This window comes from Methanococcoides sp. DA23 (assembly GCF_057593895.1).
Window position 1 is genome coordinate 2,084,676 of sequence record NZ_CM172520.1, and the last position, 16,505, is coordinate 2,101,180.

The 16,505-nt window shown below is 44.6% G+C and carries 18 protein-coding genes; 8 read left to right on the top strand and 10 right to left on the bottom strand.

Annotation, left to right across the window (positions count from 1 at the left end; all coding sequences use genetic code 11):
* The first annotated feature begins 159 nt into the window (after positions 1-159).
* Genes AC20MK_RS10320 through AC20MK_RS10330 form a run of 3 tightly spaced genes read left to right on the top strand, consistent with a single transcriptional unit; the run spans position 160 to position 2,297 of the window.
* Positions 160-537, top strand: a complete 378-nt coding sequence (locus AC20MK_RS10320) for a 30S ribosomal protein S8e (protein ID WP_487355719.1) — start codon at positions 160-162, stop codon at positions 535-537.
* Positions 538-581: 44 nt separating this feature from the next.
* Entirely contained in the window at positions 582-1,073 is a 492-nt protein-coding gene (locus AC20MK_RS10325) for an Lrp/AsnC family transcriptional regulator (protein ID WP_487355720.1), read from the top strand.
* A gap of 48 nt (positions 1,074-1,121) precedes the next feature.
* Positions 1,122-2,297, top strand: coding sequence for an aminotransferase class I/II-fold pyridoxal phosphate-dependent enzyme (locus tag AC20MK_RS10330; RefSeq protein WP_487355721.1), 1,176 nt, complete (start codon positions 1,122-1,124; stop codon positions 2,295-2,297).
* A 72-nt stretch (positions 2,298-2,369) separates the two neighbouring features.
* Here AC20MK_RS10330 and AC20MK_RS10335 read toward each other — a convergent pair whose 3' ends face one another.
* The gene (locus AC20MK_RS10335) at positions 2,370-2,744 is read right to left on the bottom strand and encodes a helix-turn-helix domain-containing protein (protein ID WP_172367688.1); all 375 of its coding nucleotides are present in this window, start codon (positions 2,742-2,744) and stop codon (positions 2,370-2,372) included.
* 108 nt (positions 2,745-2,852) lie between these two features.
* On the opposite strand from AC20MK_RS10335, the gene AC20MK_RS10340 reads away from it, so the two are divergent.
* Positions 2,853-3,539 (top strand): DUF5591 domain-containing protein, encoded by a 687-nt coding sequence (locus AC20MK_RS10340; protein ID WP_487355722.1) that lies wholly within the window; start codon positions 2,853-2,855, stop codon positions 3,537-3,539.
* A gap of 70 nt (positions 3,540-3,609) precedes the next feature.
* Here AC20MK_RS10340 and AC20MK_RS10345 read toward each other — a convergent pair whose 3' ends face one another.
* The 9 genes from AC20MK_RS10345 to cobD (AC20MK_RS10385) all read right to left on the bottom strand — a co-directional run bounded on the left by AC20MK_RS10345 (position 3,610) and on the right by cobD (AC20MK_RS10385) (position 11,775).
* Entirely contained in the window at positions 3,610-4,341 is a 732-nt protein-coding gene (locus AC20MK_RS10345) for an RAD55 family ATPase (protein ID WP_487355723.1), read from the bottom strand.
* Between the two features lie 180 nt (positions 4,342-4,521).
* Positions 4,522-4,857: a hypothetical protein gene (locus AC20MK_RS10350; RefSeq protein ID WP_487355724.1), complete on the bottom strand. Its 336-nt coding sequence runs from the start codon at positions 4,855-4,857 to the stop codon at positions 4,522-4,524.
* 55 nt (positions 4,858-4,912) lie between these two features.
* Positions 4,913-5,533, bottom strand: coding sequence for an NTP transferase domain-containing protein (locus AC20MK_RS10355; RefSeq protein WP_487355725.1), 621 nt, complete (start codon positions 5,531-5,533; stop codon positions 4,913-4,915).
* A complete protein-coding gene (cobS, locus tag AC20MK_RS10360) occupies positions 5,518-6,333 on the bottom strand; it encodes an adenosylcobinamide-GDP ribazoletransferase (RefSeq protein WP_487355726.1) in 816 nt (271 codons plus the stop codon). The genes AC20MK_RS10355 and cobS overlap by 16 nt, the downstream gene beginning before the upstream one ends.
* The gene (gene cobZ, locus AC20MK_RS10365; protein WP_487355727.1) at positions 6,330-6,917 is read right to left on the bottom strand and encodes an alpha-ribazole phosphatase CobZ; all 588 of its coding nucleotides are present in this window, start codon (positions 6,915-6,917) and stop codon (positions 6,330-6,332) included. Before cobZ ends, cobS begins: the two co-directional genes overlap by 4 nt.
* A 22-nt stretch (positions 6,918-6,939) precedes the next feature.
* Complete coding sequence (locus AC20MK_RS10370; RefSeq protein WP_487355728.1) at positions 6,940-7,935, bottom strand: cobalamin biosynthesis protein; 996 nt, start codon at positions 7,933-7,935, stop codon at positions 6,940-6,942.
* Positions 7,932-9,428, bottom strand: coding sequence for a threonine-phosphate decarboxylase CobD (gene cobD / locus AC20MK_RS10375; protein WP_487355729.1), 1,497 nt, complete (start codon positions 9,426-9,428; stop codon positions 7,932-7,934). Before cobD (AC20MK_RS10375) ends, AC20MK_RS10370 begins: the two co-directional genes overlap by 4 nt.
* A 164-nt stretch (positions 9,429-9,592) precedes the next feature.
* A complete protein-coding gene (locus AC20MK_RS10380; protein ID WP_487355730.1) occupies positions 9,593-10,207 on the bottom strand; it encodes an NTP transferase domain-containing protein in 615 nt (204 codons plus the stop codon).
* Positions 10,208-10,278: 71 nt separating this feature from the next.
* Positions 10,279-11,775, bottom strand: coding sequence for a threonine-phosphate decarboxylase CobD (cobD, locus tag AC20MK_RS10385; protein WP_487355731.1), 1,497 nt, complete (start codon positions 11,773-11,775; stop codon positions 10,279-10,281).
* Between the two features lie 514 nt (positions 11,776-12,289).
* Here cobD (AC20MK_RS10385) and pylS point away from each other — a divergent pair.
* From pylS to pylD, 4 genes are read left to right on the top strand one after another with little or no spacing between them, the layout of a single operon-like run.
* The gene (pylS, locus tag AC20MK_RS10390; protein ID WP_487355732.1) at positions 12,290-13,540 is read left to right on the top strand and encodes a pyrrolysine--tRNA(Pyl) ligase; all 1,251 of its coding nucleotides are present in this window, start codon (positions 12,290-12,292) and stop codon (positions 13,538-13,540) included.
* 10 nt (positions 13,541-13,550) lie between these two features.
* Positions 13,551-14,603 (top strand): methylornithine synthase PylB, encoded by a 1,053-nt coding sequence (gene pylB / locus AC20MK_RS10395; RefSeq protein WP_487355733.1) that lies wholly within the window; start codon positions 13,551-13,553, stop codon positions 14,601-14,603.
* A gap of 1 nt (position 14,604) precedes the next feature.
* Positions 14,605-15,699, top strand: a complete 1,095-nt coding sequence (pylC, locus tag AC20MK_RS10400) for a 3-methylornithine--L-lysine ligase PylC (RefSeq protein WP_487355734.1) — start codon at positions 14,605-14,607, stop codon at positions 15,697-15,699.
* Positions 15,699-16,478 (top strand): 3-methylornithyl-N6-L-lysine dehydrogenase PylD, encoded by a 780-nt coding sequence (gene pylD / locus AC20MK_RS10405; protein ID WP_487355735.1) that lies wholly within the window; start codon positions 15,699-15,701, stop codon positions 16,476-16,478. The genes pylC and pylD overlap by 1 nt, the downstream gene beginning before the upstream one ends.
* Positions 16,479-16,505: the final 27 nt, after the last annotated feature.

Sequence of the window (16,505 nt, forward strand, 5' to 3'; positions counted from 1 at the left end):
TTATTTAGCTGTTATCACATCTATATGGAATGCTCAATTGAATGGACAAAGCCGCTGGCTCGAAAAGTTCATATAGAATCCTATTAGTAAAGGAAATCCTATTAACCTATATTATAATAATAAAAATTTATCTTACTTTAGTAAATAAGAGGACTAATCATGCAATTCCAGGGAAGATCAAGAAGGAAGTACACAGGAGCAAAGCTTAAATCCGCACGCGGAAAGAGGAAGTTCGAGCTCGGCCGTGAGCCTGCAGCTACCCACGTGAACAACACAAAGAGGAAGAACGTTCCAACACGTGGCGGAAACAGAAAAGTAAGGCTCCTTCAGGAAAACATCGCAAATGTGACAAACCCAGCTGATGGGAAAACAGTCGTATCTGCTATCGAAACCGTTGTAGACAATACAGCAAACGGCCACTATATCAGGCGTAACATCATCACAAAGGGAGCAGTCATCAAGACCGCTGCAGGCAATGCACGCGTCACAAGCCGTCCAGGTCAGGACGGAGTGATCAACGCAATATTGATCGAGTAAATTACTCGATCATTCTTTTTTTCACACCCGAAGGTGTTCAAGGCATGGACGAGCAAACACGTGACATACTGGAGATCCTTGCAGATGACGCAAGAACAAGCCCAGAGGAAATAGCAACACTCACTGGCATGACAGCCGATGAGGTCAGTAGGAAGATCGATTACCTTGAGAAAGCAAAGATCATTCGCAAATACAAGACCATCATCGATTGGGACCTGGCAGGAGATCACTATGTGTACGCCATAATCCAGCTTAAGATAAACCTTGAACGCAAACTGGGATATCAGGCAATTGCCGAAAGACTTTATAAGTTCCCCGAAGTACGTTCAGTAAGATTACTTTCGGGCGAACATGACATAGCAATAACAGTGCGAGGCAATTCCATGAAACAGGTCGCCTTCTTTGTAGCAGAGAAGATAGCGACACAGGAACAGGTCCAGAGCACTTCCACACACTTTGTTTTGAAGACCTACAAGGAAGACGGATTGATCCTTGATGAACCAGAGCAAGTGAAAAAGCTTGTGATCTCACCATAAGATCTTCTCGTTGATTCGCTTTTTCCAATTTGATTGGAGGAATCTATTTTGAGAAACCAATGTAAACCCTCTCAATTCATAGCAAGCAGTATGCAAAAGGTACCACCATCAGGTATCAGAAAGTTCTTTGACATGGTATCTGATAGTGACGATGTGATCACCCTAGGAGTGGGAGAACCGGATTATGTAACACCATGGCACATAAGGGAAGCGTGCATACATTCCATCGAGCATGGAGAGACCTCCTACACTTCCAACTATGGACTTCTGGAACTTCGCGAAGAGCTCTCAAAACATTATACCCGAAGACATGATGTCTATTACGAACCTGAGACTGAGATCCTTGTCACCACTGGAGTCAGTGAAGGACTTGACCTTGCCATAAGAGCGATAGTCGACCCAGGGGACGAGGTAATAGTCGTACAGCCTTCATATGTCGCCTACGTGCCATCTATCATCTTTGCAGGCGGAATACCTGTGACCCTTGGAGCAAGGCCAGAGAACGACTTCAAGATCACAGCAGAGGAGATAAAAGCCGCAATAACGAACAAGACAAAAGCGGTCATCATCAATTATCCCAACAACCCCACCGGCGCTACAATGGACAGAAGTGACCTCGAGGCCATCGCAGACGTCATAGTGGAACACGACATACTGATGATATCAGACGAAGTGTATGAAAGGCTTACCTATGAAGGTAAACATACCTGCTTCTCTTCACTTGAAGGTATGCGTGACCGCACTATCCTACTCAACGGATTTTCAAAGGCATATGCAATGACAGGATTCAGGATGGCATACGCCCTTGCGCCAAAAGAGATCATTGATGCAATGATGCTTATCCACCAGTACACCATGCTTTGCGCCCCGATAACTGCCCAGGTAGGAGCTATTGAGGCCCTTCGTAATGGTGAAGGAGAAGTGGAAAAGATGTCCAGAGAGTACAACCGCCGCAGAAAACTTATCGTAGGTGGTCTGAACAAGATCGGACTCGATTGTTTCAACCCAAGAGGTGCATTCTACGCATTCCCATCAATAAGCAGCACAGGACTTTCAGGCGATGAATTTGCAGAAAGGCTGCTTACCGAATATAAGGTAGTGACGATCCCAGGAAATATCTTTGGAGACACAGGAGAGGGATTCCTCAGATGTGCATACGCAGCATCAAGAGAAGATATAAAGGAAGCACTTGAAAGAATAGGTAATTTTGTCGATGGATTATGAATTGATCCATCTTTTTTTTCAACAACGGTTTTTTAATAATTTGTTACAGTAATTTGTTACAAACCATAGAGATCACTCGCCCAGGAGTTCCTTATCGATATTTGCGACCAGCCCTGTCACTTTTTCATACCACTTATCGATATTTTCCTGGATCATTTCTTTGACCCTTGTAGGATCAACAGCTACATATTCATAGAAATAGCCACCTATATCGATGGTCTTGGTCTCACGATAAACAAGACCACATGAGATGAGGTTCTGCAGTGAACGATAAGCCGTACTGCGCTCCCGATTAAGGAACTCACCGAGGTTCTCAGCGGTCATTGGGCCATTTGCAAGAAGGGATTTATATGCCTCCATATCAAGTGTTTTAAGCCCCAATATACACTTTGCCACATCATCACATTGACAATTGGCCCTTAACATTTCCCGAATCGACGTCGTCATTTTTTACCACTTAATATATTAGAACTTAGAAATTACTTTTGTATAGTTTATACAAAACCATAACATTCACGTCGTTAATTATATATATAGTTTATCAGAATCCATCACATGTTGAAAACTATAATCCCTGAAGATGAACGCTCCAATGAGCCCCTTGATACCGAACGCCTGATATATCACCCGGATATGATACGTGCCAATGAATGGGTATTATCAGAATATCAGCCGCCAACAAGGGATTTTTGTATATTTGTCCCATGTGCAATGAGAAAACCGTACCATACCAGCCCGTCACACAAAATGTATGACCGTATAATCTTTGGCATTCTCGAACAGGAAGATGCACATGTGGTCGTTTTCGGGACATGCGGGATAACCCCCAGAGAGATCGATACAGAATATCCATTCACAGACTACAAGTTCATGATGGGAAAATGCAATGTGGCAAAGATCAAACGGGATTTTATAAAGATGGAAAGCGAGAGGCTTGCAAGATATCTCGAAAAAACACGTGATAACTACAAGCACAGGATCGCCTACTGCATAGGAGATTTCAGAACAGCAATGGAAAAGGCTGTTGAGATGACAAATATAGAAGTCTCCATCATTCCTAAAAAAGAAACAATGGAAGAACTTGCCAACCCGGACAAGCGTTTCGCCTATGGCAGTCTGAGCCAGCAACAGTACCTTCAGGACTTTTCAGATTCCATCACAGAAAAAATGAATATCGACGCACGCACGGTTGGAGTTCACGAAGACCTGTCCACCAATGATATGGACTGGTACCTTTTATAAAGCAGATAAATTATCAAAAAAAGTTTAAGAGCAGGTACCTTAGAAGGTACCTGCTTGTTTCTGTAAAATATTATTTCTCGAGGTATGGAGACTGTGGAAGTACTGCCATTCCGCTGTCGGAAATGTTGAGCACCCTTACTTCATTGATAGTGCCTGAACCCCTGAGCTTCATGACATAGATAGTGCGCTGCAAATTGCTTCCAATGACCTCACGCCCGAGCTTGACAACAGAATCAGCACCATACTCGACCATCTCATCAAGACCGAACATTGCACCTACTGTGATAAGGGAAGTGACCTCCCTTTTCCTGAAGACGCCAAAGACATCATCGATCAATGTGCGGAGCTTGTAATTGGACTCGATAGCAAGGAACATTGCCTCAACGGAATCGATAAAGACCCTGTCAGGTTTTACCTCCTCAAGCTTGCTCTCAATAAGCTTCTTGAAGCTCTTGATAAGTTCCGTGGGAGCGATCTCCACACTTTTCTGAAGACGAAGACTTGGATCTGTAATATCTACAAATACAAGTTTTCCATCATTTACCAGACCATCAAGGTCCCATCCGAAAGAAGATTGCATTTCACGTACAAGAGACTTTGACTCTTCAGAGGTGATGATACACATCGTAGTTTCGCCCTTGTTGATACCTTCCATCAGGAACTGAGTACCGAAAATGGTTTTACCGGTACCGGACTTTCCAGAAACTACGTTAGCAGTCCCTTTGAAAAAACCACCTTTCAACATCTCATCCAGTCCACGAATTCCCGTACTGACCCTTTCTTGAATTACTTCATCAGCCATATTTACACCTGATAGTTATATTAGATTATGTTGAATATTTTTAAAAGAACTTTGAGAACCATACAGCAATGAAAAGATGCACCCCTATATCGAACATCTTAGAAACAACTGTATTGAAACATCAATATGTCTTGTTATGATATAAAAAATGATTTATGCTATGTAAAAAATGATGGGAACTTATCCCACCACAACTTCTTCTTCCTCCCCTTCTCGTAGAACCTCAAGGAAAATATCCCTGAACAACAATTTCTCGACCGTCCTCGCAACATATCCGCGATGCTGGTGTTTCTGTATATCCTCATTAAGACGAAGATCAGAATCCACCTGAATACGTATCAGACATAATCTGAATCCTTCAGCATCCTTTAGTTCAAGGGAATAAAAACGATCCAATAAATAAGGAAGTATATATGGATCATCTATAGCTTCACAAAGAAGCAATTGTTCCTCAGATATCTCAGTAACATCCGCAGCTAAGGACAGATCACCCGTTATCAAACGGAGACTTTTCAAAGAATATTTATTATTATCAATCGTTATATACTCGACCATATGACCCCGCCCTGATTCATTTAGAGAATAAATTATTCATAAGGAGATCTTCGCACCGCTTCATATCATCCACTGTATTGATGTTCAAAGCGATCTCAGGATCATCCAACATATAATTGTGATATTCCTGCTCTTCGTTAATGAATTTCCCATCAAGAATATTGATGCCTGCAGGCACAATAAGGTTTCCCTCCCAATTAAATACGGTATCGGGCCTGATGCCAACCTTCTTGCAAAGGGAAATAGGAACGAAAACAGACATCGAAGAACTATCACAATCCTCATAGGCCTCAATAATGGAATCAATTAATTTCGGAGTCACCATTGGCAGATCGGACATGATTATCATGACAGGCTCCCTGATATTGGAGCTCTCCACCGCATATACCATGTCACCCACGTAATTGTCGCCATTGGTATTGATCGCCTGGATGTGGTCTCCATATTTTTCATTCACAAATTTTTCAGTATTAGGGGTTGAGGGAGAGACCGCTACAAATATACGGTCAATGTAAGAGGACCTCTCCAGCGAATCTATCACATAGCTGATCAGTGGCTTACCGAGAAGCTCGACACATGGTTTTTCACCCATGCCTAGCCGAAGTCCCTGCCCACCGGCCATTATAACGGCGTCCAAAAGAGACCCCCGTAACCATTATTGATCGCAGTGATAGCAACTGTAAGCACCATCAATACGATGATCCTTGCAATCTCATTCGAAGTACCGATACAATCCCCGTTTACGCCTTTGAAATGGCGGTTGGATATGTTCAGTATTACAAAAGCTGTAACGATCGCAGAGATATAACCTATGATACCAAGAGTTCCAAATGCCAGCACACATGCCAATGCACCAAGCACGAGGGATACGGCATACCTTGGAAATGTAGTGTTATTGATGATCATGGAACCAAAGCCTTCATGGATAGGCTTGCCGAACGCAGCCACAGTCAGCATAGCCTGTTTTGCACCTATCTCTGCTATAAGGAGAGAGAGAGCAACAATGAGTGCAGCATTGTCCGAGAAGAACAGAACCTCTGCCTGGAGGGAAGATATCGATGCATACAAGGCGATCAATGCCAAAACAGTATAGCTGACTCCTCCGATGCCAAGGGACAGGTCCTTAAGAGCATTGACCTTCTTCTCCAAAGAACCATGTGCTGTCGCACCATCGCCAAAATCACCCAGACCATCAAGGTGGTTCAACCCTGTAATATAATAGATGAACACCATTATCAGGACCGCACTTATGGTCGAAGGCAGATAGGATTCGGTCAAATATGCAAAAATGCCTATCATAGCCCCAAGGACAATGCCTGTAAAGGTCTGGAGATAGCTGCGCTTTACAAGTTCATCGAGCCCTTCCATGGACATCCCCACAGGTATTGTGGAAAGGAAACCAAAGCTTGTTCTAAGGGCAAGTAAAAATCCACTCATCCTGCTATCACACCGCTAGTATCGAGATTCTTCTTTGGCTTCCTTTCATTTTCAGCCGCTTCTGCCATGCCTCTTGTGTACATGTTGGCAGAAACACCACCAATAAGACCTCCAATGATATCATCCATGAAAGGTCCCAGTTTTGAAAGAATACCTGGTTTTTGTTTGTCGAACCTCACGAACTCGAAAATACCCTTATCACCACTGATATATTTAGCAATGCTCATTCCCATGACCTCATCGGCAATGATGAAAGTCAGATCCTTCTCATAAGAACTTCTGCTGATGTTCGGAAGACTGCCTTTTTCACCTTCCCTTTCAAGCAGTATGCCGGAATATATCAGAAGACATAAGTTAGCATCGGAGATAGCGATCTCCAGTTCCCTCCTGAAGCGTTCCTCTGCGATCTCACGGGTCTCAAGCCCGGGATGAGGAGCATAAAGCTCAAGAGCAGTATCAACAAGCATATCCACAGTGATACCTTCTCCTTCCAGTATTTCGATGATATTATGATCAATATCGCCTTCCAATTCCTTTGGTTGGTCTTTTTTGAGATCCTGAGAGTCTATATCTGACAATTTCATAATTATCACTTACAAGGTTCGATTAGATGTAGTTGATTATATTCGATATTATATAGATTAACGCCACAGATATTATCACAGCAAGTATTGAGGACATACCGATGACCTCTGCTGCCTTCTTAATATCCCCTGCCTTTGGCAACGAAAGGCCCTTACCTATAACATAGGTATTGGGTTTTTCAAGCCGGACACCAAGAGTCCCCGCAATTGCCGCCATCGGATAACCGGAATTAGGAGAAGGCGTTGTCATGCAGTCCGTGGAGGCACACCTGAAAGCACCAATATGATCCAGTCCTTTGGTCTTTAAAAGAACACTTGAAAGGAAAGAACCTGCCATAATGAACACCACGCAGATACGTGCAGGTATCCAGTTAAGCACATCATCAGTCTTTGCTGAGAAATAACCAATGTCCCTGTATTTCTCATTCATGTATCCCACCATTGAATCAAGCGTACTTACTGCTTTGAAGATGTAAGCACCCACAAGGCCGTAAGGGCCGAATACCACATAGTAGAACAAGGGACTCAATATACCGTCAACGAAGTTCTCGGAACAGGTCTCAATGACAGAAGAGGATACCTGCCCTTCGGTCAACTGTGAAGTATCCCTGCTCACATACATGGAAAGTTTTTCACGTGCAGATACAAGGTCACCCTTTTCCAGTTCACCATAGACCTCTATTGCAGCTTCCAGTAATCTGCGGATGGCGAACGTGGATTTCAGGAAATAGGCCTCAATGAGAAGCACTAAAAATTCCGGAATGAACGATAGATTTGCGATAAGGAGCACAACATAAGCTATAGAAACTGCAAATAGAATGACAGCGAGAGCAAATACCACACCATATGCTTTTTTATGCGTGGCTGGTACATGGTTCTTGAAGAATCCTATAAGATTGCCTATCCAGACCACCGGATGCAATGCTGTGGGTGGCTCACCTATCAACAGATCAAAACCTGTTGCCAGAAGGAGTACGAATATCAGATGCCCCGTATCAGGCAGGAAAGGTTCTATCATAAACGAGGCTCCAGCACCTTATCCCATGCTTTCTTCAATTTACTGCCCAGGTCCCCATCCTCTGAAAGCACATAGAGAAGCTCTTTTACAATATCTTTGTCATGAACGAGAACACAATCCTCACAGCTCCATACCTGACCACCACTGGAGCGGTCGACCCATTTACCCCCTGTACGCTCATCCTCACACCTATAGAACGGACAGAAGCATAAGGTGCAGTCCTGGTCCTCACAGCTGTGACATGGATAATAGGGACAATCAAGGTTCCCACCACAAGGAGCTGCATCCCCACTTTCTATCATTGAAACAAGGTCAGCCTTTGCATCCTCCCTTGCTTTTTCAACAACTACCTTTCCTATTGCCTGTGAAAGTATGTCAGTCTCCTCCTTGGGACGGACAGCGATACGGACAAAGTCCGTACCCATGGACGGGAAAGAGCTGCAATCCCTTATAAGCACTCCATGTGCAGCCAGACGCTGCGTTAGTTCAACAGAATCAAGGGAAGAAGCGCTGATATCAACAAGGATATAGTTCACAGTGCTTGGAAGCGGTTTGAACTTGCGTATCCTTGAGATGCGCTCAGTAAGATAATTACGGTCATTTTCAATGGCCTTACGTGATGCCACAAGATAGGGACTATTGCAACCACCTTCCATGTTGAGCATTGTGATTCCGATCTCCTCTGGAATGGAACCGAGATTCCACGAAAGTCTTGCGGTGTTCAATGCATTTGCAATTGTCTTTGAGGCCACGCCGAACCCTAGGCGAACGCCCGGGATGGCAAAATCCTTAGTAAGAGAGCGAAGAATGAAAAGATGATCGTTATCAATCACAGTATCAGTTATAGTTTGTGAAGGATCGTCAGCAAGTTCGATGAAGGCTTCATCCACGAACAGGAGAGTGTTATTGCGGACACATCTTTTTGCCAGGGACAGAATATCCTCCCTTTTATGGAGCTTACCAGTAGGATTGTTCGGATTACATACGAAAAGGATCTTTGCGCCTCCGAGCACATCGTCGGAGAGATCAAAGATATCATCCTGACCTATGTAACGAACATCGGCGCCGGCTACCTTGCATTGTTGTTCATATTCCGCGAACGTAGGGTGGGGTATCAGTACAACATCGCCCTGATCCACTATTGCCTCTGCCACAAGCCTGATGATCTCACAGGAACCATTGCCCGGAACTATGTTCTCCACAGACAGCCCGTTGTCCAGAAAACGAACAGCAGCTTTTCTAAATTCAAGATAGCGATTATCAGGATATTGCCCAAATCGTTCCATGGCATTATCTAGCAAGCTATCAAGGTCAAGCCCACCTAAAGGATGGTCGAACGGACTACCGATAGGATTAAGGCTGGCGCTCAGGTCCAGCATCTCCGATTCCGGGATGCCATACTTGTCAGCCATTTCACGAATAAGTCCGCCATGTGAGGGACAGGCCAATTCTATAATGTTTTCTTTTAGAGGGAGTTCTTTTTCTTGTGACACGCTGATCGAATAATGTAAAGAACCGAAAATATATTAAGTTATTCAATTTAGGTTTCTTTAAGTGGATCTACAATTGACTAAAAACAAACGCTGCGAACATAAAAAAAGAACATTACAAAGAAAATAATTAAAAAAAGTAATCAGGTTGATTTGATTCGACCTCTTTATGACATTCTGGCCAATAGCATTTCCTTACACTTTGCCAGTTCAACTACCGAGTCCACATTGATCGCAACTTCGGGAATATGGATCAGATGATCGAAATCCACCTGCTCTTCCTCGATCTGACCGGAATCAAGGACATTGATCCCCACCGGGACCAGCATTTCGCCGTTCTTGTTGAACACAGTACCCGGCCGCAGCCCCAGCTCACGGTAAAGCCCAATAGGAGCATAAACGGACATTGCCGGGATGGAACGTTCCTCATAGCTTTCAACTATGGCATCGATGTGTTCGGATCCGACCAGAGGAAGGTCCGGCATCAATATCATGACAGGACCGATGCTACCAGCACCTTTGACGGCACTTACCATATCCCCAACATAATTATCACCAGGGGTCCGGAGAATTAGAACATCATTGCCATAACGTTCCCTTACACACGATTCTGTTTCCGGTGAATATGGTGAGGTCTGGACGAAAACACGTTCGATGTGTTCTGCATCAAGAAGCGAGTCAAGAAGATAGCTGATAAGTGGCCTGTCGATAAGCATCACACATGCTTTTTCCTCCACGCCAAGTCTCTGGGCAAGACCACCAGCCATAACAATAGCATCCATTTTAGTTCTCCAACATCAAGAATATGAGACCGATGTCTAAAGATATCGGCCCTTAGAACACTACAAACACATCAGAGATGTGGCACTACTACCTTTTCCCAAGATAATTTGAGGTTATCCTCAGTTTCACTGTCACTCATGAGAATTTTTAGAACTTCCTGAACGACCTCAGGTTTGTGCAGTATCTTGCATTTCTCACAGCTCCAGACCTCACTACCAGTAGTACTTTCTATCCAGCGACCCCCTGTATGAGGATCTTCGCAGGGGTAGAAAGGACAGAAGCAGAAAGTACAATCCTGACCACTGAAATGGCAGGGATAATATTCACAGGTATTCCTGCAGGCAGGCATGCCAGACTCAGCACTCTCTATGGTCTCTTTCAGGCGTTCCTCGGCATAATCCTTGCCGGATTCGGTAAGGACATCCCCTATAGCCCGTATCAGACGATCGGTCTCCCCCCTTGTGCGTACAGCGATCCTGATGTAGTCATTGTCAAGCAAGTAGAAGGAACTGCAATCCCTTACAAGGATACCATGAGAAGCAAGACGGGAAGTCAGTTCCTCGGAATCCATAAGAAGTTCCCTTATGTCCACAAGAACATAATTGACAGTACTTGGAAGCGGTTCGAACCCATAGATACCTGCCAGGCGTTCTGTGAGATATTCCCGCTCCTCAGTGATCATTTTGCGGGATTCCACTAGATATTTGCTGTAGCAGCCACCCTCCATGTTCAACAGAGCAGTACCGACAACATCAGGCACTGAACCCAGGTTCCATGATAGTCTGGCAGTATTGAGTGCTTTTGTCATTTCCAGGGAAGCAACACCAAAACCCAGACGTATGCCAGGAATAGCAAAGTTCTTGGTAAGGGAGCGGAGGACGAATAAATGGTTATTAGTGGCTGCAACGTCCGCAACGCTCTGGGACGGGTCGGCAAGTTCACTGAACGCCTCATCGACGAACAATAGAGTATCGTTCTTTTCACATCTTTTGGCAAGTTCAAGGATGGAATCCCTTGAAAGCAATTTGCCAGTAGGATTATTTGGATTGCATACGAAAAGGATCTTCACATCCCTCAGTGCCTCATCAGTGATATCCATCAAGCCCTCATGCTCAAGATAACGGATAGTGGCACCCATTATCCTGCACTGCTGCTCATATTCATCGAACGTTGGCTGAGGGATACCTACAACATCACCGCTATTGATCATGCATTCTGCAACAAGACGGATGGTCTCACAGGAGCCATTACCGGGTATGATGTTATCAGCACTTATCCCCTCACCCAGAAAAACTGCTGCAGCTTCCCTGTAGTCGAGATAACGATTGTCAGGATAATTGTACATCCCACCTCTTGCACTGGCAAAAAGTGCCTTGAGGTCAAGACCATATTCAGGATGATCGAAAGGGGTGCCATAAGGATTGAGGCTTGCGCTCATATCAATAAGATCAGACTCAGCTATCCCATATTCCTGCGAAGCCTTGCGAACAAGACCGCCATGGGATGCAGGCACAAGACCAATTATGTGCTTTTTGAGGGGTAAAATCATTTTTTCTTCCACATTCATCGCCACACTTTATCGTGCAGAGATAGGAAGAAAACATATATTAAGTTATGTAAAGTTTGCTTTAGGAGAGATGACAAACAAATTACGGGACAGCGACATACAAGGTCAAAAACGATAGCAATTGGCATATATATCAACCATGCCCCTTCAATAGAGGATCATTGCCATAAATGGGCCATAGGCACTATTACAAGTGATCTTGCATCAATTAACCCGTAATTGTTAAATATGGATCGCATCTATCAAAGGTACTGCAAACGTGGTGGCACATGTATAATCTTATACAGAGTGTTTGCCATATGTCAGGAAAGCCGATGTTCCCATACTATATGGAGACTTGATCATGTAGATCGAACGGACTCTAAATCCTTTCAGCCGGGTTAGATTCCCGGAGTTTCCGCCAAATGGACATGGCTTTCCATTAGGACATTATATTTTATTTACGATGGTGTATACCATCAATTTCTAAAGGAAGATGATAGAATGAAGTGTTTCGCAATAGGAGCCTAGAACTATGGAAAAGCAATTACTGGACGTTCTAGTAGAGCTCAACGGAGTATGGCTATCGCGAAGCGGATTACTTCATGGGATCAGGAACTTTGAGATAACCCGGAAACATATTCACATTGAGACCGACTGTGGTGCAAGATTCACTGTGAGAAATTCCAGGTCAAGCCGTTCTGCAAGATCATTAAGGCACAGCAAATATCGTAAACCCTGCAAACGCTGCCGTCCGGCAGATGAGCAGATAGAGCGTTTTGTTAAGAAGACCTTTAAAGAGAAAAAGCAGACTGTCAGCGTATTCTCCAGTCCGAAGAAACAGGTCCCCAAAAAGCCGAAAGCGGCTGTAGTTAAATCCGTTTCCATTTCTACACCCAGCCCCAAGGAGGCAAGTGTGTCAAACTCAATACCAACTCCTTCTACAAGTGTCGTAAAAGATGAAGTGAAAGTACCAGAAATAAAGTACACCCCTTCACAGATAGAGAGACTGAAGACCCTGATGTCCCCTGATGACAAGATACCCATGCCGGACAGGTTGCCGGAGTTCAAGGTGCTTGAGAAAGAACTGATACAGAGGCGACGTGACGACCTTAAGAAGATGTACCAGGAAGACAGGGAAGACCGTCTTGGTAAGCTTGAGAGGACGATAACCCAATTCTTCGTGGACAGGGGATTTTTGGAGATAAAATCACCAATAATGATACCTTTCGAATATGTCGAGAGGATGGGAATAGACAAGGATGATCCTCTCTACAAGCAGATATTCCGCGTTGATGAGAACATGTGCCTGCGACCTATGCTGGCACCATGCCTTTACAATTACCTGCGCAAGCTTGACAATGTACTTCCGGACCCCATAAGGATATTCGAGATAGGACCATGCTACCGCAAGGAATCAGATGGTAAGAGTCATCTGGAAGAGTTTACCATGGTGAACTTCTGCCAGATGGGATCAGGATGTACAAGAGAGAACCTTGAAGGTCTCATAGAGGAGTTCCTTGAGGAGCTTGGAATAGAATATGAGATAGAGGGTGACAACTGCATGGTATATGGAGATACCATTGACATAATGCATGGTGACCTTGAACTGTCATCCGCAGTAGTAGGACCAGTACCCCTTGACAGAGAGTGGGGCGTCAATAAACCGTGGATAGGTGCCGGATTCGGTCTTGAAAGACTGTTAAAGGTCAGGCACAACTACACGAACATACGCCGTGCAAGCCGTTCTGAACTATACTACAACGGAATCAATACGAATCTATGAGGTGAACATCTTGTTTGAGAAAATGGACCAAAGTGATCTGGAAGACTATGCCGAGCAGATAATAGCCGGATCAGAGGTTTCCGATGAGAACATCAGGGAAATGTTGCAGATAAGCGATCCTGCTGAGATGGAAAAACTGCATTATGTGGCACGCCATATACGGGATAATTTCTTCGGGAACAAAGTGTTCATGTACAGTTTCGTGTACTTTTCCACACACTGCAAGAACAATTGCGCTTTCTGTTATTACAACCGTGAGAATGAGATCGACAGGTATCGCCTGACACTAGAGGACATAAAGAAGATCTGCAAGGTACTCAAGACAGAAGAGATACACATGGTAGACCTCACCATGGGAGAGGACCCCTATTTCCACAACAATCCTGAACATCTGGTAGAACTTGTCAGAACAGTGAAGGAAGAAGTAGGAAAACCAATTATGGTGTCCCCCGGAGTTGTTGATAATAAGACCCTTGGGCTGTTGAAGGAGAATGGGGCAAACTTCCTTGCACTATACCAGGAGACCTATGACAAGGACCTTTATGGAAAGCTGAGAGTGGAACAATCCTTTGAAGAAAGGATAAACTCCAGGAACCATGCAAAAAGAATAGGCTATCTTGTTGAAGATGGAATTCTAACCCAGGTTGAACCAGATATCGAATCCACACTTATCTCACTGAGAGGACTTGGAACATCCAATCCCGATATGGTAAGGGTCATGACATTCCTGCCTCAAAAAGGCACACCCCTGGAAGGAAAGGCTGTCGAGGGAAGTGAAGCAGAACTCAGGATGATCTCGATCCTTCGATTGATGTATCCGAACCTGCTCATACCGGCATCCTTAGACCTTGAAGGTATTGACGGAATGGTGCACAGACTGAACTCCGGTGCAAATGTGGTCACTTCCATAATCTCATCCAATTCGGCCCTTGAAGGTGTTGTGAACTATGACAGAGAACATGCCGAGAGGGACAGGGATGTTAAGAGTGTTATCAACCGACTGAAGACTATGGGTATGGAACCTGCCAGGCAAAGCGATTTCGAGAAGTTGTTGGGGCAATAGGATGACGACAATATGCCTTATAGGAGGGAAGCTTCAGGGATTCGAAGTGACATATCTTGCGAAGAAAGCGGGGATGAGAGTTGTTCTGATAGACAGGAACAAGAAGCCCCTTATTTGCAATGTTGTTGATGAGCTGTTCTGCTTTGACATAACCCAGGAACCCGAGAGGTTCATCGAGATATCAAAGAACGTCGATGCCATTATTCCGGTAAATGAGAACCTCGATACACTTAACTTCATAAGGGACATCAACAACCAGCTTGATTGCCCTGTTCTTTTTGATTTTGATGCGTACCATATCAGTATGGATAAGAAGCGCTCAAAGGAATATTTTGTATCTATCGACATACCGACCCCCGGAGATAGACCTTCGCACCCACCTTATTTTGTAAAGCCACCCTGTGAGAGCAGCAGTATTGGCACACGCATAATCTACGAAGATAGCGAACTTGCCGATATCGGACCGGATATGCTTGTTGAGGAGTACCTCGAAGGCGATGTGATCTCCCTTGAGATAATCGGGGACGGCAATCAGTTTGCAGTTGTGAAGGAAACGAAAGTGCATATCGATGACACTTATGACTGCCACAGGATAACTCCGGTAGAGCATGACCCGAAGTTCAGGGAAATATCATACAAGATTGCCCAAGGCCTCAACCTTAAAGGCATCATGGATGTGGAAGCCATTGCTTCTGAAAAAGGATTGAAGGTCCTTGAGATAGATGCACGATTCCCAAGCCAGACACCTACGGCGGTCTACCATTCAAGTGGAGTGAACCTTGTCGCATTGCTAATGCAGGCTTTCACCGAAGGCGTTAGAGAGATCGAAAAGGCGCCTGAGAAAGGATATTGTATATTCGAACATCTGAAATGGAATAGTCCCGGATTGATACCTGTGGGAGAGCATATACTTTCCATGGGAGAGCGATACGAATTATTCCATGAGGAAGACAACCTTGAGATATTCCATTCAAGTGGAGAGAACGACGTGTTCACCCTTATCTCAAGGGGCAAGGACATGGAAAGTACAGAACAGGTTCGCAGCAGAGCTATAATGCGGATCGAAGATCATTTCAATGGGGAGAGGGGAGTATAATGGCATTATTAACACCTGAGGATCTGGAAGATCTTTTGAACAAACTTAGACAGAGCAATGAAACTATCAGGGCATCTACCGGAAAGGGGATCACGGAAATATGTGAAGAGGTCTATGGCACACGCCCAGCCTCGCAAAAGGTTGCGATCGTACCCATAACAGCAGGCAATGGGATAATCGGCAATTTTTCTTCATCGCTGCTCGCAATAACCGAATATTTCGGACTTGAGGGTTATATTACAGACCATCCCGACATAACCGGATATCATCAGGCAATAGTCGATGATGCGGACATACTTCTAATGGCGGATGACCACCTGTTCATCGCCCACAACCTGAAAAGTGGAAAGATAGCTACCAACCATGTATGCACAGGTGTGATCTATTCCGAGATCGCCTCAAGGTTCATACACACGGAATCAAAGGATGTGCTGGTAATAGGCCTCGGTCGCGTAGGTTACGCAGGTGCTGAACACCTGGTGAAGAAAGGGTTCAATGTATATGCTTATGACCCGAACACCGAATTCATGGAAAAGGCAATAGAAGAGCTTGGAGTGAACGCTTATGATAGTGCGAACCCTAAGAAGTTCTCCATGGTCTTTGAGGCCACCCCTAACGCCAATACGATATCTGAAGGAATGATCGCAGAAAGATGTCTGGTATCGACTCCGGGGATACCCTGCGCGCTTCCAGCCGAACTCGCTGAGAACGGTGATATTGACCTGGTCATGGAACCACTGGTCATAGGTGCCGCAGCAATGCTCTATTCAGTATTCTGAAAAGGAGCGGAATATTTCACGTTCACG

Bases quoted from the DNA above. Each gene is read 5' to 3' on its own strand.
- pylC (WP_487355734.1), top strand. From the start codon at position 14,605: ATGACGACAATATGCCTTATAGGAGGGAAGCTTCAGGGATTCGAAGTG.
- cobS (WP_487355726.1), bottom strand. From the start codon at position 6,333: ATGAGTGGATTTTTACTTGCCCTTAGAACAAGCTTTGGTTTCCTTTCC.
- AC20MK_RS10380 (WP_487355730.1), bottom strand. From the start codon at position 10,207: ATGGATGCTATTGTTATGGCTGGTGGTCTTGCCCAGAGACTTGGCGTG.
- cobZ (WP_487355727.1), bottom strand. From the start codon at position 6,917: ATGAAATTGTCAGATATAGACTCTCAGGATCTCAAAAAAGACCAACCA.
- AC20MK_RS10335 (WP_172367688.1), bottom strand. From the start codon at position 2,744: ATGACGACGTCGATTCGGGAAATGTTAAGGGCCAATTGTCAATGTGAT.
- AC20MK_RS10325 (WP_487355720.1), top strand. From the start codon at position 582: ATGGACGAGCAAACACGTGACATACTGGAGATCCTTGCAGATGACGCA.
- cobD (WP_487355731.1), bottom strand. From the start codon at position 11,775: ATGAATGTGGAAGAAAAAATGATTTTACCCCTCAAAAAGCACATAATT.
- pylS (WP_487355732.1), top strand. From the start codon at position 12,290: ATGGAAAAGCAATTACTGGACGTTCTAGTAGAGCTCAACGGAGTATGG.
- AC20MK_RS10345 (WP_487355723.1), bottom strand. From the start codon at position 4,341: ATGGCTGATGAAGTAATTCAAGAAAGGGTCAGTACGGGAATTCGTGGA.
- AC20MK_RS10340 (WP_487355722.1), top strand. From the start codon at position 2,853: ATGTTGAAAACTATAATCCCTGAAGATGAACGCTCCAATGAGCCCCTT.
- AC20MK_RS10320 (WP_487355719.1), top strand. From the start codon at position 160: ATGCAATTCCAGGGAAGATCAAGAAGGAAGTACACAGGAGCAAAGCTT.
- AC20MK_RS10370 (WP_487355728.1), bottom strand. From the start codon at position 7,935: ATGATAGAACCTTTCCTGCCTGATACGGGGCATCTGATATTCGTACTC.
- pylD (WP_487355735.1), top strand. From the start codon at position 15,699: ATGGCATTATTAACACCTGAGGATCTGGAAGATCTTTTGAACAAACTT.